This is a genomic window from Paenibacillus sp. FSL K6-1217, from assembly GCF_045040735.1.
GTDB lineage: Bacteria > Bacillota > Bacilli > Paenibacillales > Paenibacillaceae > Paenibacillus_AQ.
This window is the reverse complement of record NZ_CP150271.1, coordinates 5747236-5772328: the sequence shown is the minus strand read 5'-3', so window position 1 is coordinate 5772328 and position 25093 is coordinate 5747236. Positions and strand designations below refer to the sequence as shown.

At 54.7% G+C, this 25093-nt stretch carries 28 protein-coding genes and 1 riboswitch; of the genes, 6 read left to right on the top strand and 22 right to left on the bottom strand.

The window, feature by feature from the left end:
* Window positions 1-68: 68 nt before the first annotated feature.
* The 9 genes from MHH28_RS25545 to MHH28_RS25505 form a co-directional block, all read right to left on the bottom strand.
* Window positions 69-2270, bottom strand: coding sequence for a glycosyltransferase family 39 protein (locus MHH28_RS25545; RefSeq protein WP_405106719.1), 2202 nt, complete (start codon window positions 2268-2270; stop codon window positions 69-71).
* Window positions 2271-2459: 189 nt separating this feature from the next.
* Window positions 2460-3005, bottom strand: a complete 546-nt coding sequence (locus tag MHH28_RS25540) for a DUF1697 domain-containing protein (protein ID WP_405106717.1) — start codon at window positions 3003-3005, stop codon at window positions 2460-2462.
* A gap of 40 nt (window positions 3006-3045) precedes the next feature.
* On the bottom strand, window positions 3046-3846 hold the full coding sequence (locus MHH28_RS25535) for a phosphotransferase family protein (RefSeq protein ID WP_405106715.1): 801 nt from the start codon (window positions 3844-3846) through the stop codon (window positions 3046-3048).
* 16 nt (window positions 3847-3862) lie between these two features.
* Window positions 3863-4159, bottom strand: coding sequence for an antibiotic biosynthesis monooxygenase family protein (locus MHH28_RS25530; protein WP_405106713.1), 297 nt, complete (start codon window positions 4157-4159; stop codon window positions 3863-3865).
* Between the two features lie 26 nt (window positions 4160-4185).
* Window positions 4186-4806, bottom strand: coding sequence for a hypothetical protein (locus MHH28_RS25525; RefSeq protein WP_405106711.1), 621 nt, complete (start codon window positions 4804-4806; stop codon window positions 4186-4188).
* 123 nt (window positions 4807-4929) lie between these two features.
* Window positions 4930-6054 carry an endospore germination permease gene (locus MHH28_RS25520; RefSeq protein WP_405106709.1) on the bottom strand — a complete coding sequence of 375 codons (1125 nt, stop codon included), beginning with the start codon at window positions 6052-6054 and terminating at the stop codon, window positions 4930-4932.
* Between the two features lie 27 nt (window positions 6055-6081).
* Window positions 6082-6285, bottom strand: a complete 204-nt coding sequence (locus tag MHH28_RS25515) for a hypothetical protein (protein ID WP_405106707.1) — start codon at window positions 6283-6285, stop codon at window positions 6082-6084.
* Window positions 6286-6287: 2 nt separating this feature from the next.
* Window positions 6288-7442: a Ger(x)C family spore germination protein gene (locus MHH28_RS25510; protein ID WP_405106705.1), complete on the bottom strand. Its 1155-nt coding sequence runs from the start codon at window positions 7440-7442 to the stop codon at window positions 6288-6290.
* Window positions 7439-8986 (bottom strand): spore germination protein, encoded by a 1548-nt coding sequence (locus tag MHH28_RS25505; RefSeq protein ID WP_405106703.1) that lies wholly within the window; start codon window positions 8984-8986, stop codon window positions 7439-7441. The genes MHH28_RS25510 and MHH28_RS25505 overlap by 4 nt, the downstream gene beginning before the upstream one ends.
* A 402-nt stretch (window positions 8987-9388) precedes the next feature.
* Here MHH28_RS25505 and MHH28_RS25500 point away from each other — a divergent pair, with 402 nt between their 5' ends.
* The gene (locus MHH28_RS25500; RefSeq protein ID WP_405106701.1) at window positions 9389-9760 is read left to right on the top strand and encodes an MGMT family protein; all 372 of its coding nucleotides are present in this window, start codon (window positions 9389-9391) and stop codon (window positions 9758-9760) included.
* Here MHH28_RS25500 and MHH28_RS25495 read toward each other — a convergent pair.
* The 8 genes from MHH28_RS25495 to MHH28_RS25460 form a co-directional block, all read right to left on the bottom strand.
* Window positions 9757-10449 carry a DUF1361 domain-containing protein gene (locus tag MHH28_RS25495; protein ID WP_405106699.1) on the bottom strand — a complete coding sequence of 231 codons (693 nt, stop codon included), beginning with the start codon at window positions 10447-10449 and terminating at the stop codon, window positions 9757-9759. The genes MHH28_RS25500 and MHH28_RS25495 overlap by 4 nt on opposite strands.
* A 440-nt stretch (window positions 10450-10889) precedes the next feature.
* A complete protein-coding gene (locus MHH28_RS25490) occupies window positions 10890-12668 on the bottom strand; it encodes a SulP family inorganic anion transporter (protein WP_405106697.1) in 1779 nt (592 codons plus the stop codon).
* A 105-nt stretch (window positions 12669-12773) separates the two neighbouring features.
* Complete coding sequence (locus tag MHH28_RS25485; RefSeq protein ID WP_405106695.1) at window positions 12774-13100, bottom strand: ArsR/SmtB family transcription factor; 327 nt, start codon at window positions 13098-13100, stop codon at window positions 12774-12776.
* Between the two features lie 114 nt (window positions 13101-13214).
* Window positions 13215-13595 (bottom strand): hypothetical protein, encoded by a 381-nt coding sequence (locus MHH28_RS25480; protein WP_405106693.1) that lies wholly within the window; start codon window positions 13593-13595, stop codon window positions 13215-13217.
* Window positions 13596-13662: 67 nt separating this feature from the next.
* Window positions 13663-15291 (bottom strand): phospholipase D-like domain-containing protein, encoded by a 1629-nt coding sequence (locus tag MHH28_RS25475; protein WP_405106691.1) that lies wholly within the window; start codon window positions 15289-15291, stop codon window positions 13663-13665.
* Window positions 15292-15503: 212 nt separating this feature from the next.
* The gene (locus MHH28_RS25470) at window positions 15504-15800 is read right to left on the bottom strand and encodes a putative quinol monooxygenase (RefSeq protein WP_405106689.1); all 297 of its coding nucleotides are present in this window, start codon (window positions 15798-15800) and stop codon (window positions 15504-15506) included.
* Between the two features lie 31 nt (window positions 15801-15831).
* Complete coding sequence (locus MHH28_RS25465; RefSeq protein WP_405106684.1) at window positions 15832-16467, bottom strand: nitroreductase family protein; 636 nt, start codon at window positions 16465-16467, stop codon at window positions 15832-15834.
* A gap of 41 nt (window positions 16468-16508) precedes the next feature.
* Window positions 16509-16937 carry a MarR family winged helix-turn-helix transcriptional regulator gene (locus tag MHH28_RS25460; RefSeq protein ID WP_405106682.1) on the bottom strand — a complete coding sequence of 143 codons (429 nt, stop codon included), beginning with the start codon at window positions 16935-16937 and terminating at the stop codon, window positions 16509-16511.
* A 108-nt stretch (window positions 16938-17045) separates the two neighbouring features.
* Here MHH28_RS25460 and MHH28_RS25455 point away from each other — a divergent pair, with 108 nt between their 5' ends.
* Window positions 17046-17828, top strand: a complete 783-nt coding sequence (locus MHH28_RS25455; RefSeq protein WP_405106680.1) for a carbon-nitrogen family hydrolase — start codon at window positions 17046-17048, stop codon at window positions 17826-17828.
* 43 nt (window positions 17829-17871) lie between these two features.
* Here MHH28_RS25455 and MHH28_RS25450 read toward each other — a convergent pair whose 3' ends face one another.
* Entirely contained in the window at window positions 17872-18768 is an 897-nt protein-coding gene (locus tag MHH28_RS25450; RefSeq protein WP_405106678.1) for a biotin/lipoate A/B protein ligase family protein, read from the bottom strand.
* 196 nt (window positions 18769-18964) lie between these two features.
* Here MHH28_RS25450 and MHH28_RS25445 point away from each other — a divergent pair, with 196 nt between their 5' ends.
* On the top strand, window positions 18965-19858 hold the full coding sequence (locus MHH28_RS25445) for a CHAD domain-containing protein (protein WP_405106676.1): 894 nt from the start codon (window positions 18965-18967) through the stop codon (window positions 19856-19858).
* A gap of 157 nt (window positions 19859-20015) precedes the next feature.
* On the opposite strand, the gene MHH28_RS25440 is transcribed toward MHH28_RS25445, so the two are convergent.
* The 4 genes from MHH28_RS25440 to MHH28_RS25425 form a co-directional block, all read right to left on the bottom strand.
* A complete protein-coding gene (locus MHH28_RS25440) occupies window positions 20016-20357 on the bottom strand; it encodes a thioredoxin family protein (protein WP_405106674.1) in 342 nt (113 codons plus the stop codon).
* 30 nt (window positions 20358-20387) lie between these two features.
* Window positions 20388-20750 carry a MerR family transcriptional regulator gene (locus MHH28_RS25435; RefSeq protein ID WP_405106672.1) on the bottom strand — a complete coding sequence of 121 codons (363 nt, stop codon included), beginning with the start codon at window positions 20748-20750 and terminating at the stop codon, window positions 20388-20390.
* A gap of 203 nt (window positions 20751-20953) precedes the next feature.
* Window positions 20954-21589 (bottom strand): ThuA domain-containing protein, encoded by a 636-nt coding sequence (locus MHH28_RS25430; protein WP_405106670.1) that lies wholly within the window; start codon window positions 21587-21589, stop codon window positions 20954-20956.
* Window positions 21590-21668: 79 nt separating this feature from the next.
* Complete coding sequence (locus MHH28_RS25425) at window positions 21669-22391, bottom strand: SDR family NAD(P)-dependent oxidoreductase (RefSeq protein WP_405106668.1); 723 nt, start codon at window positions 22389-22391, stop codon at window positions 21669-21671.
* Between the two features lie 229 nt (window positions 22392-22620).
* Here MHH28_RS25425 and ytxJ point away from each other — a divergent pair, with 229 nt between their 5' ends.
* From ytxJ to MHH28_RS25410, 3 genes are all read left to right on the top strand, one after another.
* A complete protein-coding gene (ytxJ, locus tag MHH28_RS25420; RefSeq protein WP_340944912.1) occupies window positions 22621-22947 on the top strand; it encodes a bacillithiol system redox-active protein YtxJ in 327 nt (108 codons plus the stop codon).
* Window positions 22944-23186 (top strand): glutaredoxin family protein, encoded by a 243-nt coding sequence (locus MHH28_RS25415; RefSeq protein ID WP_405106666.1) that lies wholly within the window; start codon window positions 22944-22946, stop codon window positions 23184-23186. The genes ytxJ and MHH28_RS25415 overlap by 4 nt, the downstream gene beginning before the upstream one ends.
* Before the next feature lie 108 nt (window positions 23187-23294).
* Entirely contained in the window at window positions 23295-24626 is a 1332-nt protein-coding gene (locus MHH28_RS25410) for a hypothetical protein (RefSeq protein ID WP_405106664.1), read from the top strand.
* Between the two features lie 214 nt (window positions 24627-24840).
* A riboswitch (cyclic di-AMP (ydaO/yuaA leader) is annotated at window positions 24841-25010 on the top strand.
* Window positions 25011-25093: the final 83 nt, after the last annotated feature.

Here is a 25093-nt window from a genome sequence, read left to right as displayed (position 1 = left end):
AAAGTAGTAAGGAAGCGCGCCGGTACATGGCCGGATATACGCGCTTCTTGTTCTCCTGCTACCGCAGGTTAGTTCAGGGTGATCTCGTACAAGGTTCCGGCATTGCCACTGCTCTGCGTCCCCTGCCAGTCTGCGGCCGGAATCTCCGTGCCGTTCTTGGTGATCCATTCCGTAATCTCCGAGCTGCCGCCACGACCACCGCCCATGCCGCCGCTGGTGACCAGGAAGTACTTCACTTGCCCGCTCTCTACAAGCTCCTTCAGAGTGGCTGGGGTGTAGGGCGTATCTGACGCATTGAAGCCGTTCAGGATAACAACCTGCTCCCCTTCGTCGATGATATACGGGCCTGCCGTTCCATAATCCATCGCTGCGAACAGATATTTCTCGCCGGTATTATGCTCCTTGAGATAGCCCAGCAGAGACTCATTAATACCAGCGGCGTTATTCCTTCCCCCCATGCCGCCCATTCCGGCCCTGGTGTCCACGCCAGGCGCGTTGCCCATGTTGCCCATTGCCCCCATCCCGAAGGAGCTGCCGCTATCCGGCCCTGCTGCTGGAGTCATGCTATTATTGCCATAGACAATCGGTGTGAATGCCCAGTAGAGCGGGCCAATCAGCAGCACCAGGAACCCTGTTACCGCAGCGGCATGCAGCCAGGAAAGCTTATGGCGCATAGCTTTCAGCACCCGCAGAATCACCAGCAGCAGCGTCATGGCAATACCTGCTGCCAGTATGCCCACGGACCACCCGCTGCCGATGGTATCGTCATACGGACGGATAATGTATACCTCAAGCGCCGTTGTAGCCAGCACGGCTGCGGGCAGCAGCCAGGACAGCCAGGTCTTCCGCTCCTTATAGTAGCTCCAGAGCTGAGACCAGCCCGCACCTGCCAGCGCCGCCACCGGCGGAGCCATCATAATCAGGTAGTACTGGTGGAAGAAGCCGGCGATGCTGAAGAATCCCATGACCGGGATCAGCCAGGCCAGCCAGAACAGGGCTTCCTTATGCTGCCGGGTGAAGCTTCTGCGGCGCAGGCCGGCCAAGATCCCGATGCTGCCAAGCAGCACGAACGGCAGCAGCCAGCTCGCCTGGCCGGACAGCTCCTGCTGGAACAGCCGCAGCGGACCGGCAGTGCCTGTGTTGAACATGCCGCCACCGCCCATCCCACCGCGTCCGTTCGGGCTTCCGAACCCGCCGAATTCGCCGTTCTCTCCTTCTCCGCGCCGCCCGCCGTCCTGATCGCCCGGCACCATTCCGCCACCGCGTCCGTCCTGGCCTGAAGCAGCCCCGCCGCTGTCACGGCTCTGATTGTCCACGGCGGCGGAATCACGGCCGGTCATCGTCCCTTGCCCGTCAGTGCCCCCTTGCCCGCCAGCTCCAGCCATGGGCGGCAATTGACCGTTAAAGTCCGGCATTTCCCCGTTCATTCCGGGCATTCCGCCACCGCCGAAGCCGCCGCTCCCGCTTCCTCCGGTGCTGCGGTCACCGGTCAGACGGGACACCCCGTTATAGCCAAAAGCCAGACCCAGCACAGAGTTGGTGCCGCTGCTCCCTATATAAGGGCGCTCTTCCGCCGGAATAGAATCCACAATGACCGCCCAGGATAGGGACACCGCCAGCAGTACGGCAGTGCAGGCTGCAAGGGTGCCGGTTTTCTTTTTCCAGTTCACCCTGGCGGCCAGGAGATAGAACAGATAGAAGGCCGGAAGAACCATATAAGCCTGCAGCATCTTCTCATTGAAGGCGACACCGATCAGCCCGAAGGCAGCGAGCAGGCTGCCCGTCCGGTGGGTCCGGGTGCCCCTGAAGAGAAACCAGGTTGCCAGCAGCAGCGTGAACACCAGCAGCGCATCAATATTGTTCGTCCGGCTTACCGCCGCTGCTACCGGGGTAGCCGCCATAACGAGCGCTGCGAGCCTTGCCGCCGCCCGGCCGAATGCAGGCTTCACGAGCAGATAGATCAAGAGCACCGAGCCTACGCCGCCCAGCACCTGCGGAAGAATGACACTCCAGCCATGCAGGCCGAAGACCAGCGCGCTTAAGGTCTGCAGCCAGAAGGCTACCGGCGGCTTGTCGACCGTTACAGAACCCGCTGAATCCAGGGAAGCGAAGAAAAAGTTATGAAAGCTCTGCAGCATGCTCCCCACTGCGGTTGTATAGTACGTATTAGCATATTGTTCATTCCAGATTCCGTATCCGTACAGGACGCCTGCCAGCAGCAGTATCATTAGCAGTACCACATCGGTACCCGGCCTTTTCAGCAATTTCATTGTTTGATCCACTCCGATTCGTTCATTTCTTAGGTGTATTATGGCATCCATACCTTAACCCGTAATGAATACCCGCTGAATGTTTGCTGAACGTACCGGGAGCAACAGACATGCCAAATACCCCGCCGGACAGATCAGGTCCGGTGGGGTATTTGGCAGAGCTTCTAACAGAAACGGGTTTGACTTCCTCTACAACTTACGGGCCAGCGCTGCTACCTTGTTCAGGGTATTCCAGTTGCGCGCGGTCAGCGTTGTCCCGAGCAGCTTGTCGAACGGCACCTTGAACAGCGGCGATGCGCTTACACTCACTTCATAGAAGGCATACAGCTCTCTGCCGATTAACCGTACCTTGTCGGCTCCATCCTCATAGGGGCGGAGCTTCTCCATCGCTTCAGCGGCCGGCTCCGCTTCCAGGAACGAAACATATAGCCGCTTGTAGGCTTCCGGCTCCTCCTGCGGGAACGGATTGCCGGCAATCACCGCCTCCAGCTCCTCCAGGGAACGGATGATCACGGGCACTTCAAAGCCGAAGGTCTCCTGAAGCCGCTGGCTGATCGTCCCGGCGAGCTGAGGAGCAGCGGCTGCTTCACTCTCGAACACGACATTGCCGCTCTGAATGTAGGTCCGCACATTCCCATAATTAAGCGCTTCGAACATCGCCTTAAGCTCTTGCATCTTAATGATTTTGTTGCCGCCGACATTAATGCCGCGCAGCCAAGCAATGTATGTATTCATCCGCGCTCCGCCTTCTCTCTACAGTCTATTTCCCGCAGCGCTATGCTCTCAGACGTCTGCGGATCTCACGGACCAGCAGTTCCTTCTCGGGGACCGGGAGTCCTTCCACCAGCCGGGCGGCCGCTACCGGCAGTATCCACGGATCGATGTCGGCAAGCCTCAACCCCGACAGCTTCAGATATCTGCGCACATATTGCGCGGTCAGCCTCTTCCTGGCGAATCCTAAGAACATCTTAGTGAACACAGAAGCCCCTTCAGGCACAGCCCCGATACTGAACATGATCACCGAACGTGCAACATCTGCTGCAGGATTGCCGCGGACACCCGTCATCCAGTCAATCACCCATAGCTTATCGTCCATCAGGATATTATCCGGGTGGAAATCTCCATGGCACAGCTTCTCCCCGTCTGGCAGTTGCGCCAGTCTGGTCAGAATCTGTGTCTTCTCCTCAGTCTCCAGCATCGGTGCGGCGATAATATTCTGCTCCAGCCGCTTCTTCTGCGCTCCGGCTTCGCCCATGCCACCCAGCTGATGAAGGCTGTAATGCAGGCCGGCCATCTGCTTGAAGCCGCTGAAGTTCAGCCACGGCTTCCGGTTCATCTGCTGCAGCAGGGTAGGACCAGCGATCTGCTGATACACAATTCCCTGTTTGCCCTCTGCCACTACCCGCTCATGGGGCTGCGGAGTAGCGATGCCTTGGTCATAGACCCATTTACTGATGCGGTACTCTATATCCACATGCTCTTCGGGAACATCATCTCTGTACAGCTTAAGAATCCTTCCCTGCCCGTACTCCAGCACTTCCGCCGTTCTGCCTTGACCGATTACCTTCCCCTGCATCTGCATGCCCTCCCGGCTACTCCAGACTGATCTGCGAGTAATGCTCCACTATAGGGAAAGGACTGTAATAATGATGCAGCTTGGCCTTCCACTCCTGATACTGGGCCGATTCCCTGAAGCCCACGGTATGATCCTCCAGGCTGCGCCAGCGGACAATCAACAGATACTTATGATCATCCTCCAGACAGTGCTGCAGCTCGTGACCCAGGTAACCGTCAATCGAAGCAATCAGCGGCGAGGCTTCCCTGAAGCTCTGCTCGAATTGCCGGGTAAATCCCGGCTTCACCTGTAGCATGGCTGCTTCTGTGATCATGCGCCCATCTCCCTTTATAGTGAATGTTATAGTGAATCGCGGAAAAACTCATGATAGAAATTAATTATAACCAGCAGCACGGCCAGCGATTCGTTGACACTGTCCACTTCCAGAGAGTGGTTGGCATCGTCAATCCTGTATACCCGTACCTGCTTCATGCTGCTAAGCTCGGCAGGATACTGCCCGGTGAACATCGGGTCACTCCCGCCGTAAATTACACTGCCCCTGCTCTGTCTGATGAACGGAAGGCTCTCGGGAACAGGTGTAAGGAACAGATGCGAGACCTTCTCGCCCACTCCGGGCTCCGACGCCACCTTACCGGCAATAATCGTCCCCATACTCTTGCTGATGAACAAAAGCTGCTCGTAGTCGGGAAGTGAAGCAAGCGCAATCTTGCATTCCTCGGCAACAATATCAATCTCCTCGCGCTTGAAGGATACTCTCGCAGCCTGGTAGCCGTATTCAAGCAGCAGCAGGTCACAGCCGTATTCCCGGGCCAACTTGCCCGCATAATCCAGCAGCGGCCGCTCGGCGGAATAATTTTGTCCCGGAAACACCACAGCCAGCATCTTGGAGCCTTGCGTAATAAGCTTATGTCTGACCTCTCTGCCCCAATGTGAGGACATTACAATGCTGGATACGCTCATCTATCATCCACGCCTTTCCTACCTGTTCTATGAGATTCTCTCTTGCCTCTCATTATAGCTAACTTCAGCACAGGTTGAAAACCGGACAGCCCCGCAGGGCGGGGCTGAATAGCTGACGCTGCTCTATGAACCTTCCGGCTGCTGCTCTGGAAGGGCCTTGTGTCTACTGTTCCTTCTGCGGGCCAGAAGCTCGGCGGTAAGCCACAGCAGGACAGGGATCAGCACCTGGAACGGGAGGGCATATATCTTGTAGATGTGATAGGCGAATTCCTCCATTTCCATAATATTGGAATAGATGAAATCTGACAGATAGACCATGATCAGCCCCATCTGCAGCACTACAGACCGGTAGCTCTCCAGCTTGAACACCTTCGCTACCCCGTTGCAGGTTACATACAGGCATAGACTGACCTTGATGAATAGCGCCGTAACAAACACAATGGCCGCCGAGCCCTCGATCCGGGTGACGAAATCGCCGATATTAATCCGGCTGACCGCCACGTAAGAAGGGAAATAGAGACCGGACAGAATATCAGGTCCGAGCATCAGCAGGTTGCGCAGCGTAATCATGATAATGATAATCCCTGAAATCAGCGTACTGCCGACCAGTACACGCTTGGCAGAGCCCTTGGCCGGAAGCGCACCGAATGCGCCCAGGAAGACCACAATCTCGGCAAAAGGGAAGGTGAACGAGCCTGCTGTATCTGCAAGGATCAGGTCGAACCTGTTATTCAGCAGCGGCTTCAGATGATGGTATTCAAATTTGGGTACGGAGAGCAATTGCAGGACGACGATAACAATCAGCGAGAACAGCAGCAGGAACTTGGCACTTCTTCCAATCACCTCTATCCCGGCATGGACGGCCCAGATACAGAGCAGGCCGATCGTAAGCATCGGGGCCAGCATCGGAGTCGAGGTTAAGGCGATGGTCTTGCTGAACTCCCCGAAATTGCGCAGCACCAGTGCTCCCAGGTGTAAAGCATACCAGATATACAGACAAGAGAGCATCCGTCCCAGGACGGAACCGAACACTGTAATCAGCATGTCATACAGATCCTTACCCGGAAACAGGACATGGAGCCTCGCATAGACCAGCATCAGCGGAAGCGCCAGCAGAATCGCCAGCAGTTGAGCAATCCAGCTGCTGTTACCCGATTGTGACGAGGTGCCCAGGAACAGGGAAGCACCGGTAATAAATAACACAGCGATGCTGATGGACTGGCCAGCCGGAATAATCTCTTTGCTCACGATCTCCTCCTCCTTCTGCGGTACGCTCTAATATAGCCTTTTCACCCAATCCACGAACAGCGGCGACGGACTGGGAATCTCCCAGTGCATCGACAGGGCGAAAGCCAGCGTGAAGGAGATCAGGTACAGGGCGGAGCAGACCAGGAAATCCCGCTTCATTCCCTTCTTGCGCAGCCCGTATGGATCAATTACAGCTATCAATGCGTAGATCAATATCACGTAAATGACCATGCTTAATCCCCCAGCCGGATAGCCCGCGAAGTCTTGGCACTGCTCTCTATCGTCACCTTGGACTTGACGCTCACTTCAAGATCGGCAAAAACCTCGGGCCAGTGATCCTTCACTTTGGCCCAGACCTTGGGCTGGTCCTCATAAAGGGTCTCCCCAAAACCAAAAATATCAGCATCATATTGCTGCTGCACCTTATGAATTAACGCAAGGATATCCGCCTGCAGCCGTTCAGCCGCTCTTTGCTCGATATCCTGAATACTCTCCTCCCCAAGAAAGCCATCCGTTATCATCACTTCATCCAGACCGGTCTTGGTTAGGGTACTAATCTCCATATGGAGTCTGCCATCTACCATTCTGGGCTTCAGTTTGGTCTGGCTGAAGACAATCTCCAGCGAATACGCCGGATTTCCCTGCTTATCATCCACAGCCAGCACCCCTCCCCGCAGTTCATTTTTGACCGTAAGCATCGTTTTCGTCTCATCCCCGCTCAGTTTGCCTACCATCCGGTCCTTCACGAATACGGCGGTTCCTTCCACCCGCTCGTTCGTCTTGCCATTTTTGGCATGAATATGAATGATTGGAGCAGTCGCATTAATCCCCAAAGTCTCCAGCTTGTCGATGAAATCCCATATCTCCACTGTAGGGGCGCTGCTTGTATGCTTCTCATCACGCATCATCTGGGCCAATTCAAAAGACAGGATCGCTTCCGTGGTGCTGTTCAGATTGAGCACCTCGCGGGCCGTCTTCTCCCCCGACACGAAGATGAACACATCCGAGCGTGTCTCCGTGTCCCTGCTGTACCAGTCAATGACTTTGACGAGCCCCTCTCTGGCGGCTTCCTCACTGACGATTATGGCCTTCGCATGGCTCCAGAAAAGCTTCTTGCCGGTGATGGAGATCATATTGCGGACGATTTCAAACATCGTATTTCCGCTGAGGCTCACCATCTTGTAGCCTGCCTGTGCCTTATCCGCCGATCCGCCTGTATCCACGATCTCTGCTGTAAGCAGCAGCTTGCCATCCTTATTCTTATCAATGGCTACCCCGGCTACAATTGCCATATCATCCACCTCGGTATAGTTCCAGCAGCCGGTGAGTCCCAGAGTCAGCAGCAATAGTGAGATAAGAGCGGTGAATCCTCTCCGTACAGACCTCATGACCGCTTGGCCGGCCTCTTGGGCGGCTTCCGTCTTCTGTTGCGCATTCCAATAACCGCCGGCCGCAGATTCATATCCCACCAGGGCGCACGGATGGTTGTGTCCTTAATATCCTGGGGGCGGATCGAGCCTACCCCGAGCATATAAGAGACGCCGAAGGAGCGCAGACTCATCAGATGAATAACCAGACCGAGCAGACCGAAGAAATACCCGTAGAGACCCAGGAGGAAGGTGGTGACCAGCAGCGCCAGTCTGGCTATGATCAGCGGCCCGGTCAGCCTCGGATTCAGCAGGGTCGTTATCCCTGTCAATCCCACCACAATGACCATCGGCGCACTGACAATCCGCGCATCCACGGCTGCCTGGCCCAGCACTAGCGCCCCGACGATGCTTACAGCCTGGCCGATCGATGTTGGTATCCGCGCCCCCGCTTCCCGCAGCACCTCGAAGATGGTCAGCATGAGCAGCGCTTCTACAATAGTTGGAAAAGGCACCGATTGCCTGGCAGTCGCAATACTAAGCAGCAGCAGAGTGGGAACCATCTCCTGGGCATAGGTCACAAGCGCAATATAACCGGCCGGGATACTGATTGACATGAAGGCTCCCATGACTCTAAGCACACGGTTAAACGTTGCAAAATAATAATTGATATAATAATCCTCACTGGCCTGGAAGTTCTCTACGAATACATAAGGGACGGTCAGTGCAAAAGGGGTACCTTCAATGAGGACCGCAACCCGGCCCTCCATAATTTTGCTGACAAGGGTGTCCGGCCGTTCGGTATTCCCGACGGTTTCAAACGGAGAGTAAGGCTCATCACGGATCAGCTCGGCCAGATAACCCGTGTCCAGAATCAGATCCAGATCCACCTTCTCCAGCCTGTCATACAGCTCCTTAATAATTGCGGGGGAGGCCAGGCTCTCCATATAGCAGATACAAGTCTGTGTCCTGCTGCGTGTTCCGATTTCCGTGAATTCAAATTTCAGATCCGGATCCTGTACTCTGCGGCGGATCAGGGTCAGATTGACGAGCAGCGATTCGGTGAACCCCTCACGGGGGCCGCGTACCGCTTTTTCTGTAGTAGGCTCTTCTATCGCTCTGGAATCCCATCCCTGAACATTGATGACAAGCCCTCCGGCATAGCCTTCGAGCAGCAGCACCGCCTTCCCGCTGACAATCGCCCCGATCAGTCCATCCAGCTCCCCGGAAACCAGGACATCAGCGGTATCAATGACGGTCAACCGGATTCTTTCCATCAGTGCGACAGGTTCGCGGTATTCTTCTTCTGTAGGCTGGTAAGCCAGTACCGGCTTGATAATGCCGGTCTGAATCAGATTCCGGTCCACCATGCCATCGACATGGATTAACCCGTAGCGGACGGGAGTGCCCTGGCTGTTCTCTATAATCCTTACTCTGAGTGTCCCGTCATTATTGAAAATCTTCCGCAGCTGCGCCACCGTCTCCTCCAGCGAAGGGCTTAGCGGGGGATGCGCTGATAGGTTACCGGCAGCTTCGCTGTTCAGTACAGGTTGCTTGTTCTTCACTGCCATCACTCCTGTCACAGGTCTGTTGCTCTGATTATCCCCCGCCTCTCTGGCTTCTATTCGCCAAAATTTGCTGCATGGAACAAGTAGAAACGGCTTTGCCGTCCTTTTAAAGGACGGTACCGTTTCGGCGAGAAATAGAAGGATAATGTATAGCATAAAACATATACATTCTTATATTTGAGCAGAAGACTGCTCCCTGAACGGCACAGCAAATAAGCCCGCTCTGTACAAGAGGGGCTGACTTACGCCAAGCTTCGTATGATATTAGCCAGTGATATTCGCCAGGCCGCTGCTTCCCCCGGCACAAGCTGCTTGCAGCAGCCGCTTTATGGTATGGTTAGTATAGATATCAAACAGCGGATCATTCGGTTATACACCATAAGAAAAGGAGCCCCTAAGATGACACCATTCACACAAAAAGTGATCCGCATCATTCAGTCGATCCCGGAAGGCTCCGTCATGACCTATGGCGGGATTGCCCGGGCTGCCGGAAGTCCCCGGGCTGCAAGACAGGTCGTGCGCATTCTGCACTCCATGAGCAGGAAGTATAAGCTGCCGTGGCACAGGGTCATCAACGCCAAAGGAATGATCTCGCTCACCGAGGACGAATCCGCCTCCCTGCAGCAGCTATACTTAACCGGAGAGGGCGTTGTCTTCGATGAACGGGGCGCGGTTGACCTGGAGCGTTACCAGTACATTCCGGCCCCTGATCTGGAGCTGGAGTGTGGGCTGGGGCTTCCGCCAGAGTTCGGCGATGAGGAGGAGGCTTAGCTTAACTTCCTCCGGCCTTGGCGGCTCCCGCCCAGCCCGTTCAGCAGGCAATACATCGTAGCATAGATCACCAGCAGCACAAAAGCGACGAACAGGCTGAAGAACACCGATTGCCTGTTCAGACTATCCATGACCAGCCGGTACAGCTGATGGCGGTCCGTCAGAACATCCCAGCTGTTCAGCCGGTAGACCCTGCCGAGCAGGACGCCGTAGCCGCCCATGATACAGGCAAACAGGACGAAGACCCACGAGAGCAGCATATTGCTTTTGCGGTAGATCACGTGCTGGAACTGGTACAGGGAGAAGAAGCCGGTCAGCCAGCCGCTCCAGGTGAACAGAAGGAGGGTGGTCAGATCATACCAGTACCGGTTCTGGATCGTTCCGCCTACGATATACTTGCTTTTGCGGACCGTCAGATGGACCAGATCGGTCATAATATAAGGCGCATTCGGAAAAAACAGCAGCCAGGCTACGCCCAGCGGCAGAATCAGCAGTCCGCCGATCTTCCGCTTATCCAGCTCATGCGCGGCCATGGAGAAGAAGAACGGTACCCAGGCCAGAAACAGATTCCAGAGCAGAAAAGCATAGAACGTATCGGTCTGCAGCGAAACTACACGGTACACGGCAAGCGTCGCCGCCGTCATAGCAGCCAAGAGTATGAAGACCTTGGTATAATTCAGTTCTTTCATGAAGGATATCCCCTTACCTTGATATAGTCCAATGATGTAATTGTACAAATATGGGGCGGGAGTGTCCAATATGGGACAGGTAACTCTCCCAACCCTCACGCTGCGCTTTGTATTCGGTTTTGGTTTTTCACATACATTTGGCCTATGCGCCACCTCAGGGTGCCATTGTGTTCAGTTTTTGTCTAAACTCTTCTCTTTTTCCTACCTCTGCCACTCCTGAGACTTTTCTCTCTCTCACCGGCCGCTTGTATGAAGCAGCAATGTTGCACATTATGCAGGATTTATCTATAAATGTTACTGGCCCTTACCCCAAAAATAAAAAAGCAGCGCCACCCCGAAGGGAAACACTGCTTGTGTATGATTTACCCTAGCTGCAACTGCTGCCTGCGGACCGGCAACTAAGGTTGCCTTGCACCCGCGTCAGCCCTGCATCGCCCGGCTTATACCCCGCCGCTCAGCTTGCGGGCCACCGCCGGGGTGCGCCCCTTGAAGGTGGCGCTGCGCGAGGAGGAATCCTCCAGCCCCGAGAGGGCGCTGCATTCTCTGAAGGCCGCATGCGCACAGCCCCGGCAACGGCTGGGGTTCACGCTGCCCAGCGCATCATTGATCGCTTCGCCAGTATGATCATAGAACTGGGAGGCACCGATCCGGTCATATAGACCTGTTCTCTTCAGCAGCTCCAGCGGCTGACTCTGGATGCCTGAGATCATCAGCCTGCCGCCAGCGGCCTGCAGCTCCTTCACCAGCGCTGCCAGATTGGCCTCACCAGTCGTATCCATCAGCGGCACCTTGCCCATGCGCAGCAGAATGAGCTTGGGCTGATCCGGGCCGAGCTCGGGCATGGTGTGGTCGAAGCGGTAAGCGGCCCCGAAGAACAGCGGCCCCTCTACATTATAGATACCAATCTGTGGACAATCATGGCTCTCTGTTACCATGTGGGCCTCAACCTTGACGGAAGACGGGTCGGGAAGCACCTTGGAGATTCTGTGCACCTCGCCCATACGCTTGACGAAGAGGACAACGGCCAGGATCAGCCCCACTTCCACCGCCACGGTCAGATCAGCGAATACCGTCAGCAGGAAAGTGATCGCCAGCACCAGCGAATCCCCGGTCTTCAGCTTCAGCAGATGAAGGAACTCCTTGCGTTCACTCATATTCCAGGCTACGACCATCAGTATCGGCGCCATCGCTGCCAGCGGAATGCTGGAGGCGTACGGGGCGAACAGCAGCAGGATCAGGAACACGACCACGCCGTGAATGATCCCGGAGAGCGGAGAAGCCGCACCGCTGCGGATATTGGTGGCGGTTCTGGCAATCGCACCGGTAGCCGGTATCCCGCCGAAGAGCGGCGCGGCGATATTGGCGACTCCCTGGCCGATCAGCTCACGGTTACTGTCATGGCGGCTGCCCGACATGCCGTCGGCCACTACTGCGGAGAGCAGCGACTCAATGGCGCCCAGCATCGCAATGACAAAAGCCGGCCGGATCAGCAGCTTGATCTTCTCCCATGTAATGACCGGGAAGTGAAAGCTGGGCAGTGTATTCGGAATATCTCCGTATGCAGAGCCAATGGTCGTTACCTTGCCGCTGAAGAACAGGGCCGCAATCACCGTAGCACATAAGAGTCCGATCAGGGAACCCGGCACCTTCGGGGCGAACCGCATGCCCAGCACCACTACGGCGAGGCATATCCCCGCAGTCAGAATACTGTACAGATTGATGGTCGCGAGATGCGCACCGATCTCCTTCATATTGTCCACGAAGCTCTCATGCCGCTGCATATCCCTTAGACCCAGGAAGTTCGCAATCTGTCCGCTGAAAATAATAACGGCGATCCCGGCCGTGAAGCCGATCGTCACCGGCTTCGGGATGAACTTAATCAGCACGCCCAGCCGCAGAGCGCCCATGACCACAAGAATCACCCCGGCCATCATCCCGGCAATCAGCAGATTCTCATACCCGTACTGCATGGCAATGGCGAACAAAATGGGAATGAACGCCCCTGTAGGCCCGCCAATCTGAAACTTGGACCCGCCGAATAAGGAAATTAGAATTCCGGCCACAATGGTTGTATAAATTCCGTATTCCGGCTTCACACCGGAAGCAATAGCAAATGCCATCCCGAGCGGGATGGCAATGACGCCGACGATTGTCCCTGAAATGATATCCTTGCGCAGCGAAGCAATGTTATAGCCTTTGAAACGGCCCCACCCAGTCATCCTATAACCTTCTTTTCTCTGAATATCTGATTATTTGAATATATAACCCACATTACTCCTGCCCGCTGCTCTTGTCAACGGGGAATCCGCCCCCGGAAGCCGGGGTTATTCGCCGCGGATGCCTTCAAGCAAGGAGATGGTGTTCACCAGATGATTGTCGAAGATTTGTCTGGCAACCGCCAGAAGATCCTTGATCAGAGGGTCACGGAGGGCATAGATGACCGTAGTTCCTTCCTTGACGCTGGTGACCACATTCTTGGCCCGTAGAACGGCCAGCTGCTGGGATACCGCAGAACCTTCCGAGCCCAGAATCGCCTGCAGCTCGTTCACATTCTTCTCTCCTTCGCTGAGCAGCTCCAGAATCCGAATCCGCATCGGATGAGCCAGCGCCTTGAAGAATTCCGTCTTAAATTGTTGAATATCGCTGTTCATCGGACTTCTGCTCCTTATACTGTTACTTATTAATCTTTATTATATTAGCTCATTTAACGGAAGGTGGCTATGCCGGAGCAGGAAATTAGGTAGTCCGGCACCCCCTGGCCGCCTTCACAGATTCACCGGATACAATCGGGCTTCACGGGTCCTGAGCTCGACGAAGCCGCCCAGCGCCATCGGTTCGCCCAGGCATTCGAACATGATCAGATCGCGGCCGAGCCGCAGATAACCCGTGCCGTCTTCCTCAAAATTCTCCAGCATTCCCGTCAGGATAACCGTATCCCCTTCGGTACGCAGGCCAAAGGCACCACCGGGCGCCGGCACTATATCGATCCAGCTCATGAACAGCCCTGGCAGCTCCCATTCTGCCTCCCATACCTCACCTGGCTGAACGGGAGGCCCGCACCAGAGCGCTCTGCCTTCACCCCATTCCGCTGCCGCGAATCTGATTTCACCGGTCCGGGGACCTTGCTCAAGAATGTGTATATTCATCTTCATTCGCTCCATTTTCGTTCATTGGTATAACGTCATTATACATGACCCGGAGCCGGAGAGGAGATCAGGTGTAATTCTGTGTCGCTTTATTCAGATATGTGCTGGGATGCAGCCACGGATGCTTGAAGAACTCGTGTTTGTCCGTGATACGGCGGGAGACGCTGAGGTCATAATCAATCATGCGCTTCACCTTCTGCGCAAGGCTTTTGCCCTTCACCAGCAGGCCCAGCTCGTAATCATGGCAGGCACTGCGTTCATTGATATTATAAGAGCCGTGAAATACCGCCTGCGCTCTGTGGTCGTAGATGATTTTCCAGTGGGAGAACCGTTCAGTCGCACTATAATCATAGAAGGATACGCCGTTGCAAAAGGGAACATACATGTTGCTGCGCACCGCCGCCCGGTTCGTCGGATGATCATTGACCAGGAGCGGATTACAGATGGTCAGATGGCAGGCACGCTCCGGCCCCGCTTCCCCCAGCCGGTCCCAGAAGGCCTGATCGATCAGGTACGGATTCACAATCAGAGTCTCATCCGCCGCATAGGTGATCACATCCAGAATATATTGCTGAATCAGGTTCACCGGGTTGCCGGGAAAGCTCACGAAGAGCGTGCATTCCTCCTCCCCGAATTCATAATTCACCGCAGGACGATAGAAGGGAGACGCAATGTCAAAATGATCTCCCCCGAGCAGCAGCCATCTGGAGTGAAATACAGCGTTCAGCGACTGGGCCACTGCCCCCTGAATACGGAAACAGCCGTCATGCCATTCCTCTTCCTTCGCGGGAATACCCAGCGGACGTCCATCCACCTCCTGATCCGGAGCCTCCTGGATGGGGGTGGCAAAGGTGTATTGGTCCCCGATATTCAGACTGCCGATGATCGAGGTCGTTCCGTCTATAATCATGAATTTGCGGTGGTCAATGACATTCAGCCCGGTAACCTCCACATCCTCCTGTACCTTATCCTGCAAAAAAAGGATGCTCTCAGGGACACCCTGTGACTTCAGCTCCTTGCGCTTGACCGCCCATTCCTCCGCACCGTAATAGGAGTGGAAGGTATCTTGCAGCTTGGCTCCCGCCTGCTCCAGACGCCCGGCAATTTCGTTGAATTGCCCTACCTCCAGATTCTGGCCGTATCCGAGCGCAGTGACCGTGTAATTCACCATGATTCTAACCAGGACCCCGCGCTCAAGCGCATGAAGCAGCTCTGAAGCGATAAGGTTCCCCGAATGGTCATTGAAGAACAGCATCACGGACAGATGAATGTAACGTTCAGCCTTGCGGATCTCTCCGAGCAGCATGTCCAGGCATTGCGGCCCGTTCACATAAGGATCTACCCGGTTATGCCGGGTGGTCTGCGGGGCCAGAGCTCTGAGCTTGCCGGAATCGAGGCCTGCTACGGTATCCGCGAGCTGATCAAGCCATTCCGGGCTTATCCCGGGAAGCTGCCTGAGTTGCTGCACATCGGTGATGGCGCCCCCGCGCTCCTGCCGGTAAGCGCGGGCGGCATCCGTCTGCAAAAGAGGGGCAAATGCAGGCTCTGCCTCCTCCGCGCCTGCGGTGAGCGAGGACAGAGAGCCGCCCGAGATATGATAATTTACGTAATCTATGAGATCCTGCTGCAGCTGCCTGTCCTGCTCAGCAGCAGCAGGGATGGGAATTAGCCGGTGACTTCTATGTACATCATTCATGGGGTCTTCATCTCCTTCGTTCTTCCCCTCCCCAAAATAGCGCCTGCCTGTACATGTAAGAACAAGCCAAGTGAGGGTAAGGTAAGATACCCCGCATATCCATTTTATAAACGGCATGGCACTTTGCAAAAAAAGGATGCCACAGCAGTCATTAGACTGCCGGAGCATCCCGGACTTCCAGATTGTATAGGGTGAACGGCTTAATTCCGCAATTATTTGCTCAATTCCTCAGCACTGTATACCTTAACATCAAGCGGTGCGGTCAGGAACTCTCCCGCTTTGGCGGCAAAGGCGGTAAAGTGCGGGCTTGTATTATGAGCGGCAATGGCTGCCTGGTCACGCCAGGTCTCAACCATAAGATACAGACTTCCGTCTGCTGCATGCTTATACAGCTCGTAGGACAGGTTCCCCTCTTCCTCATGTGTGGCGGCGACCAGCGGCTTCGCTGTGGCCAGGAACTCTTCCTGCCGTGCAGGATTCACATGAAGCAGGGCATGGATAATTAACATTGGTTTATTCCTCCTAAGTTTAGGCCTGAGCTTATTTCCACTGAGCAATCGTGTCGATAGGCAGACGTACGGAGGCGTAGCCTTCCTCCAGCGCTTTGCCGATCGAAATCAGCATAACCGGAATGTAGCGTTCTTTGTCCATACCGAACAGTTCAGCGATCTGATCCTTTTCGAATCCGCCGATCGGATTGGTGTCATACCCGTGTGCGCGGGCGGACAGCATCAATTGCATGGAGACCAGACCGGCGTCAATCATCACGGTCTCTCTGTTCACATCTGCGGGCAGCTTGGCGAAGTGGGCACCCAGGGCGGCCAGTTGTCTTTCTTTTACCTCGGCAGGCATAAGTCCGCGTTCTACAGCCGTTCCGTAGATTTGTTCAGCGTAATCGAAGTTATTCATATCACCGAATACGGCAATCACCGCTGCGGAGGTTTCGACCTGAGTCTGGTTGAACTTGGCAATAGGGGCCAGCTTAGCTTTGGCTTCCGGGCTCTCGATGATCAGGAAACGCCAAGGCTGCATATTTACGGAAGAAGGCGCCAGCGTAGCTTCAGTCAGAATCTCTGTCATTTCCTCTTTGCTGATTTTGACGGATGAATCATATTTGCGGATCGAGCGGCGTCCTGTAATAATGCTGATGAAATCATTGTTTTTAGTAGTGTTCATAATAATTAGCTCCTTTAAAATGGTTTGATTATAGGTTGCGGCTACAGTACATTGATATTATATTGCAGCCGGGTTAGCATATCTGCGAGCACTGTGCGCTCCTGTTCATTGAATCCGTTCAGCAGGTCGCTGATGAACCCGGTCTTGCTCTCCCGGTAGGCATTGATATGCTCCCGGCCCTGACTGGTCAGAGAGACAAGCGTCACCCGGTTATCGGACGGATTATTGCGGCGGGCGATCATCCCGTTCTCCTCAAGTCCCCTTAAGTGGCGGGTAACCGCTGCTGCATCGATTTCCAGAAGCTTTTGCAGTGCAATCTGACTGATCTCGGAAGCTTGGTACAGCTCTTGCAGCAGCCTGAAGCGGGTCGGAGTCATGCCGGCACAGCGCTCGAATTTGGGGCCGATTTCTTTGTGCAGGGCCTGCAGCAGTTCAAAGATCTTATGTTCATCCGGCTGAACTTGGCTCAAGATTAACCCCCTAACGCAAATTAATTGTGCAAAATCTTTTCGACAAAACATACTTTACACCCAATTCGTTGACCCGTCAACTAATAATTTTTGGAGGAGGCTGTCTGTATGAAAATAGCTCTGATTCAGTTCGATATAGCATTTGGCAAACCGGAGGTGAATTATGCTGCCGCTGAGCGCAAAATTCGTGAAGCTGCCGCAGGCCGTCCTGACTGCATTATCCTTCCCGAATTATGGACCACGGGCTATGATCTGACCCGGCTTGATGAAATCGCAGATCCTGGAGGAGCTGCCACCAGTGCCCTAATAGCGGGGCTGGCCCGGGAATATGGCGTGAATATCGTCGCCGGTTCCATTGCGGTCAGGCAGGAGAACGGCGGCATTACGAACAGTATGTACGTCTTTGACCGCAGCGGGGCATGTGCCGGGGAGTACAGCAAGCTGCACCTGTTCCAGCTGATGGAGGAGCATCTCTACCTGGAGCCCGGTGCCTCCAAGGGACTGTTCACGCTGGACGGCATTCTCTGCGCCGGGCTGATCTGCTACGACATCCGGTTCCCGGAATGGGTGCGGGCCCATATGGCGGAAGGCGCTGAGATCCTGTTCATCAGCGCAGAGTGGCCGCTCCCCCGCTTGTCCCACTGGCGGGCCCTGCTGATCAGCCGGGCGATCGAGAACCAGTGCTTCGTTGTGGCCTGCAACCGGGTGGGGGATGATCCGGCCAATACCTTCGGCGGACATTCCCTGATCATTGATCCTTGGGGCGAGATTGTGTGTGAGGCCTCCGGCTGCGAAGAGATCCTCTGCGGCGAGATCGACCTCGCGAGGGTCCGCGAGGTACGGGGGCAAATCCCGGTCTTCGCGGACCGGAGACCGGAGTTATATAAGTAGTTGTGAATAGCGTGGATGTCTTACCTTCAGCCTGTGCGCCGCTTCAACGGGCGTACCTCTCCCGGAGGATACACGCGGCTTCGAGCACCTGCGGATCACTGTACCGCAGGCTATAGCCTGTCTCCTGCAACAGCTCCTTCTCCGGCTGCAGCAGGGTCCCCCGGCCTACAAGCGCCTGCCGGATTCCTGCAATGAATTCAGCCGCCGAATCCGGGCCGCCCAGCTCAGCGAGCGCGGCGATGGTCTCCGGCCGCACGCGGGGATAATCCAGGGCTTCATCGCCATCCGCTGCATCCTTATAGAAGCGGCGGATGCTCTCCCCGCGCTCAAACCCCGAGCCGGACACAATCACGAACGCGTGGACGAAGTACGCGCTGCTCTGTCTGCGCTGGGCGATGCCGCAGAACTTGCGGCCGCCAATCGCCAGGTCGAAGTCACCGGGGCAATACGACCCGGTGACTTCTTCAGCCCGGATCTGCGCTGCTGCCTGCGGGTGGCCCGCGGCTACCGCTTCGGTAATCACCGAAGCCAGCAGCCGGAAATCATCGTGGAAGTCCAGCTTGCCCGCTGGCTTTGGCAGCAGCAGGGACACGTTGATGACTCCCGCATCCAGGGGCACCGCCGCGCCGCCCGAATGGCGGACCGCCGTGCGGATGCCCTGCTGCTCCAGCGCCTGCATCGCCTCTGCCGCGCGGGGCAGTCTACTGTCCCGCAGCCCCAGCGCGACACCGCCGGGATGGCTCCAGAGATGCAGCACCGGCGGGACCTTCCCGGCCCCAACATCCCGGCACAGTACCTCTTCAAAGGCAAACGGGACCAGCATATCCTGCACGGATGCTGTTCCCTCTGCTTCACCGCCCACATGCGTGAAGAGAACCAGCTTCTCCGGCAGCCTTCCCGCCGCCCCGTTCTCCAGCACATTATAAGGTTCACTCTGCATTCCGATTCCCCCTAAGTCTCATTAATTAGTCATATTGTAACCGATCTCTCCTCCCGCGGCATCCCCGGGAACGTCTGCATCCCGGATTTGAAATGGCGGAGCGAACCCGTTATCCTTAAATAGATAAGAAGAATATACCAGCCATAAGATTCTCGCTTAAGCTCATGCTATACACAACCTCTAGGAGTGATGCCGCATGACAACCGAACAACAGGTAAAGGACAGGCAAGTGAGCAAGTCCAGGCAATGGGAACAGGCCATGAACAAGCTGTACGTCAACTTCCAGGATTACAGCAAGGATGCGCTGAACGGATTCAAAGACGAAGATATCCATCAGGCCAGAGTCAATAGCCGTAAACTGCTGACCCTCTTATCCATTCTTGATCCGGGCCACACCGTTACCGCAGAGTTGTACAGCAGTCTCAAGCAGGCACAGAAGAAGCTCGGTAAGGTCCGGGATGCCGATGTACTGATCACGTCGTTCAAGGCCCGGCGGAAGTCGGCCACAGAAGCGGGCGAACGGAAGACGGCCAAGCTTCTGGAGGCGGTAATCGGGCATCAGAAGGAGACAAGGAAGACTTCCCGCAAGAAGCTGAAGAACAAGCTGCCCAAGCTGTCCGGCCGAACGCTCGAAGCGCAGTGGAATACTTTTATGGAGACCCAATTGGAGAATCTCGCAGCCAAAAAAGATGCCAATGTCGTCATGCGCGAGCTTGAAGTCGCCTTTGAACAAAAGAAAAAGGCCTGCAAGACGCTGTTCAAGGCTCCTGAAGCGGAATGGAAGGAAGCCTTTGAGGCACTTCATGAGCTGCGGATCGCCGCCAAGGAGCTGCGTTATACTGCGAATGCTGCCGCTTTTGCCCTGAGCCAGAAATTCCATGCCCATGAAGCCCTCTATAAGGACATTCAAGAGCAGCTCGGAGTCATTAATGACAAGCGTGTCAGCCTTGAGACCCTGCAATCCATTGGACGCGAAGAACTGGATGCCGGCAAAAAAGTATGGGCAGCCTTCACCGAAGCGCTCCGGGCAGAGGTCCTGGAAGCCCTGTATCAGAATGAGGTTGTCCCTGTTAAAAAAATCCCCAGATAGCGGCATCATCTTCCATTCATATCCGAAAAAAATAAAGGCAGGGCACCGCTGTAATCCTTGCGGGTCCTGCCTTTGTCGCTGGGGTGAGGTCCGAAGGGGCTGTTGCCCTCCCTCATGCTAAGAACAATCCGGCAGTCCCCGGGTCATCCTTGGATTCTTAAGGGGTGCTGCGCACTGCTCCGGCTAATTTGTTGAGCACACCCTGATACACGGATTTCGGCCGCAGGCCGACCAGCTTCTCCATGGGTTGCCCCCCGCTGTATACGATCACTGTCGGCATACTCATAACCCCGGCTTCTGAGGCAAGTTCCGGCAGTTCATCGCAGTCCACCTTGATCATCCTCACCTCATCCCCATACTCGGCGTTCAGCTCTTCCAGAATCGGCAGCAGGGTTCTGCAGGGCGGACACCAGGACGCACCGTAATCCACCAGCACAGTACTTCCAGCCTTGAGCTGTTCACGCACAGCTCCGGCATTATCGGCAATTATCATAGCCATCTTAAGCTCCTCCTTCACGATCCACTATTGTTACTCTTCGTTCTGCTGCTCTTGGAGAATTGAAGCCATCCGGTCCTGCAGATTCCGCTTGATCTGATTCAGCTCAATCAACTGGCGTTCAATCTCTTCCAGCTTGCTGCGGTACAGCGGCATTACTTCTGCACAGAAGGCCTCTTTGTTCTTAAGGACACAGTGCAGGAATCCGGCAATCTCCTCTGTTGACAAACCCAGATTCAGATACAGCTTGATCGTCTCCACCGTATTCACGGCAAGCGGCGAATATTCACGGTAACCGTTATCCTGCCGAAACGGCTGGATAAGCCCCTGACGTTCATAATATCGCAGCGAACGGACGCTTACGCCCGTAAGTGCGGCTAATTCACCTATTTTCATGGCATTCTCCCCGGGGTTCATGAGAAATGGTCTGCCTTCAGTATAAACCTTGACACTGGTGTCAGGGTCAAGGTGTTTTTTTGAAAGATAAATATACTCGCGCAATACCTGTTCCTTGCACCTGCCGAACAACAGCAAAAAAACAACTGAAGCATAGCTTAAGCTGGTCTCACCGCTACTTATTGTCAATATTCCTTGTGAGCCTACAGCAGTCCCGCTGCCCATAATCCGCCTCTGCGGATCATCCGGCGCAGCGGCTCTGACGAGAAGGACGGCAGATGATGACCCGGCATAAGATAGACTACCCGGCCTTCGCCGAATTCATGACACCATGCTGCCTGTCTCATAGCTCCGTCATGGGGATACTCGGCAAGTACCGTGGTCTCGAAGTAGGGATGCTGCTCGAAATAATAAGGCTCATCCTCAATGACAAAATCACGGACTCCCTCCATGATCGGATGCTCCGGCGCAGTCACCTTCATCTGCAGCGCCGTGAACGCCGGATGATGGGTGAAACGGGCACCGAGCATCGCGCCAAGCTCCTGGTTACGCTGCAATGAAATACCGTTGTGTACTACAAGCAGCCCCCCGCCGCCAGCCACATAAGCGAGCAGAGCCCCGCTCTGAGCAGCCGGTAACTGCTCCTCGGAGAATTCCGTATAGGAGACCACCAGCCTGCAATCCGCCAGCTCCGCCTGATTCATCCGTCCGTAATCCTCCGTCGCACTCACCTGGAACTCCGGTTGCAGGAGCTGCTCCAGCTCACGGTCCACCCCCTGGAAGGGATGATACTTCACTTCGGTATAGCTGCCGAACGCCAGTGCTTTGAATGAAGACATGATATACACACCTCTCTTTTGCCAAGTTAGCCTGTCCTGAATGTTCCTATCGCCCCTGATGCGTTACCGTCCGCTGCTGTCACCAGGGCCAGAGCTTGCCGTCCAAATCGATATATACCGGCTTTTCCGCCAAATACTTCTTATGGTTATGCACAATCGTCATAATCTTATCCGCCGATTCTTCAGGAGTTACAGGCGCCTCTGCATCCTTCTCCCCGTTCATATAGGTCTGCAGCCAGCCGGGATGGACGACCATCACCTGTCCGCCCATCGCACGCAGATGATTGTGCAGCAGCGAAGACTGCATATTAAGGGCGGCCTTCGACATACAGTAGCCGTACATATTAATCCGCTTGTTCCGCCCGATGCTGCCCGCCTCCGAGGAGATATTAACGACCAGACGCTGCCGGCCTTGCAGCAGTAAGCCCATCAACGCATTGCTCACCCTTAGCGCACCCAAGGTATTCACATTATAAATATGCGCCATCGCTTCATCATCCATATCCACGAGCACCGAGGCATCATCCGAGCGGTGGATAATCCCGGCGTTATTGATAATGATATCAAGGTGGCCTGTACTCCCGGCAATACTCCGCGCTGCTTCCTTCACGCTCCCTGCACTGCCAATATCAAGCGGGACCAGCCTCAGACTATCCGGGTATTGCGCTTTCAAAGCTTCCAGTGCCGCCAGATCCGGCAAATACTGTCCGGCAAACACCATGTATTTACTCTCCAAAAGAGAGCGAACCAGGTACAATCCGAGTCCACGGTCAGCACCGGTAACGCAAGCAACCCTTTTCATGAGCTCCCCCCCTCATATCTGCATGATTATGCACCGAGCCTAGGTTCATCCCTCTCACATTAGCATGGCCGACGGCCGTTAACAACATCCTGCAAGGGAGGGGCAGGCTACGCTGGACTTTACTTTTGCTTTAATTTTGAACTATGTTACAATCATGATTAATAGTTGTTAACAACACAATTGTTGACAACAGGTTTCATTAACTCTTACTTAGGAAGGTGATCCTACGATGTCTATTCAACAAATCCACACTAAGGATGAACTACAGCAATATATCGGGCAGCCCGGCAAAAAACTGCTCTTCAAGCACAGCACCACTTGTCCGATCAGCGCCAAGGCCAACGAGGAATTTCAGGCCTATGCACAGCATTCCGATACTCCTGCAGCCGTTGTCCATGTGATAGAAGACCGTTCTGTCTCCAATCAGATTGCCGAGGATTTCGGGATTAAGCATGAATCTCCGCAGATCTTCCTGCTGGAGGACAGCGAAGTCCGCTGGAACACCTCACACTGGAAGATTACCCAAAAAGCGATAAAGGAAGCAGTGGAGCAATGAGCGCGAACGTAATAGTCTATTCGACCACCGGCTGCAGCGAATGCAATCAGGTCAAGCAGCTGCTGGAGAGCAAGGGGATTCCCTTCGAGGTCCGGGATGTGATGACCAGCTCCGTCTATCAGGAAGAGGTCGAGCAGCTCGGCTTCATGGGCATTCCAGTCACCGTATCCGGGGACCGGGCGGTCAAGGGCTTCAATCTTCCTGAGCTTCAGGAGCTGATGGATGCTGCTGTTCTGTAATATACACAAAGGTGCTGTCCTCTCAACAGGAGCAGCACCTTTTTTGTTACGATTCATAGATGTTGAAATTGTATATTTATATATATCTGGAACAGGAGGATTGATCATGTGAAGTGGCTAGAAGGCGATGTTGCCGCCAAATGGCGCAAAGAAGGTCAACGTTATGCGGCCGGCGTCAATCAATATGTACATAAGGGACTGACTGAAGGCTGGGACAACGCGGGGAATGAGCCAGCAGAGGATACACGCGGGGCCCATGCCGCCAAAATCTATAAGATGATTCGGAGAGCTAACGAGCACAAGGAGCTTGCTGAGCTGCGGGAGCAGTTGCCGGCGGCAACGTGGCCGCTGGCCGGGCATTTTCAACATGAGATGCAGGCGATTCGCGGTATCCATTTCATAAGTGACGATGAAGTGGTGTTCAGCACCGGCTCACCCTGGGAGAACAATGCAGTGATGGCGGTGCAAGAGGATGTGATCTCCGTATTTAAGGAGTTTAGCCTGGTAGGGGCATCTCCCGACAATCAGTTCTATGCGCTGGCAGGCACGCAAGGAATTACCATTCTGCAATCCATGAACAGCGCATTACAGGGAGAAGTAGTGGCCGAGCTTTCGTGGCGGGAGCTGAATGGAACGATTCAAGCGCTGGACCCGGACTTTACCGTTTTGAACATAGACCGCCTGGATCAGGAGTTACCCTTGGAGCAAGTCATTCCTTTTAACGGAGGACAGGCGTTATTGCTGGTCACCAGCCAGGGAATTTTCCTGGTAGAGCATTCGCCAGAGAAGCCGTTGAATGTGAAATTGCTGCATCCTGATCTCGAAGAATATAAGGAAGATGAGCTGGAGCATATCGGGATTGATATGGCGCATGGCGCCGTTTCTCCGGATGAACGATGGATTGCCTATGGCAGCCAGGGCAGTGATCATCTTTTATATGACACTACCACAGGGCAGGTTCACTTATTCAACCCGGAATCCAGTTATCCGCACTATACTCTATTTACGAAGGACCAGCGCAGCGTATGGTATAATGCTTGCCACTTCTACAACGGAGCTACCCTTGCCGTGCCGCTTGAACATCTGGAAGTTGGAAAGCCCGCGGCAGACCAGGAATATCCAGTCGTGAACGAGGAGGCGCGGGTGTATGCGGCGGCAGCGCTGAAGGACGGTGTTGTGATTGGCGATGCCTATGGCTACTTGAGGCTCATTGATACAGAGGGGCAGGAGCTGTGGCGTTATTATGCCGGAAGCACCATTTCAGGGTTAGCTGTCAATCGGGATGAGACCTTGCTGGCCGTGGGAACTTACGGAGGGATGCTGCACTTCCTGGATCTTCATGCCTCAGCACGCAGTGACTATGAAATTACAACAGGAACGGTTCGTGAGGTCAAGCGGATCATTGCCTGGAAAAAACAGGATATTCCCCTTTGGTGGTGATCTGACAACGGCCTGCAAAAATAAAAAACGGCGATTGCGCGAGATAAATGGCAGATAATCTGCTACATATATGAGTTTTGGCTTCCATATGCATAGCCAGTCAGTCATTTGCTGAAAACAAGGCGAATTGCACTCTTTTCCATTTTTACAAACCCCCTCCGAACAGAGTATGATTCGTGTTGAAAGCATTTGAACACATTCATGAAAATGAGCATATGCATGCACGCTGAATTTCCGTCATGTGGAAAACGGGGGAACCATCCGGCCGTCAGGCCGACTTGGGGTGAATCCGAAGGAGAATGCCACGCGCAGGTCTCCGGCAGGTAGGGCGACTCTCACCGTCCGAATCCGACAGCTAACCTCGTAAGCGCCAAGAGAGAGCCCTGATCCGCCACGCTTTGTGCCAGGCATTTGAAGCCTGTGACCCACAACCGCAGCAGAGGTCCTCCTCTGGCCTGCGGTTTTTT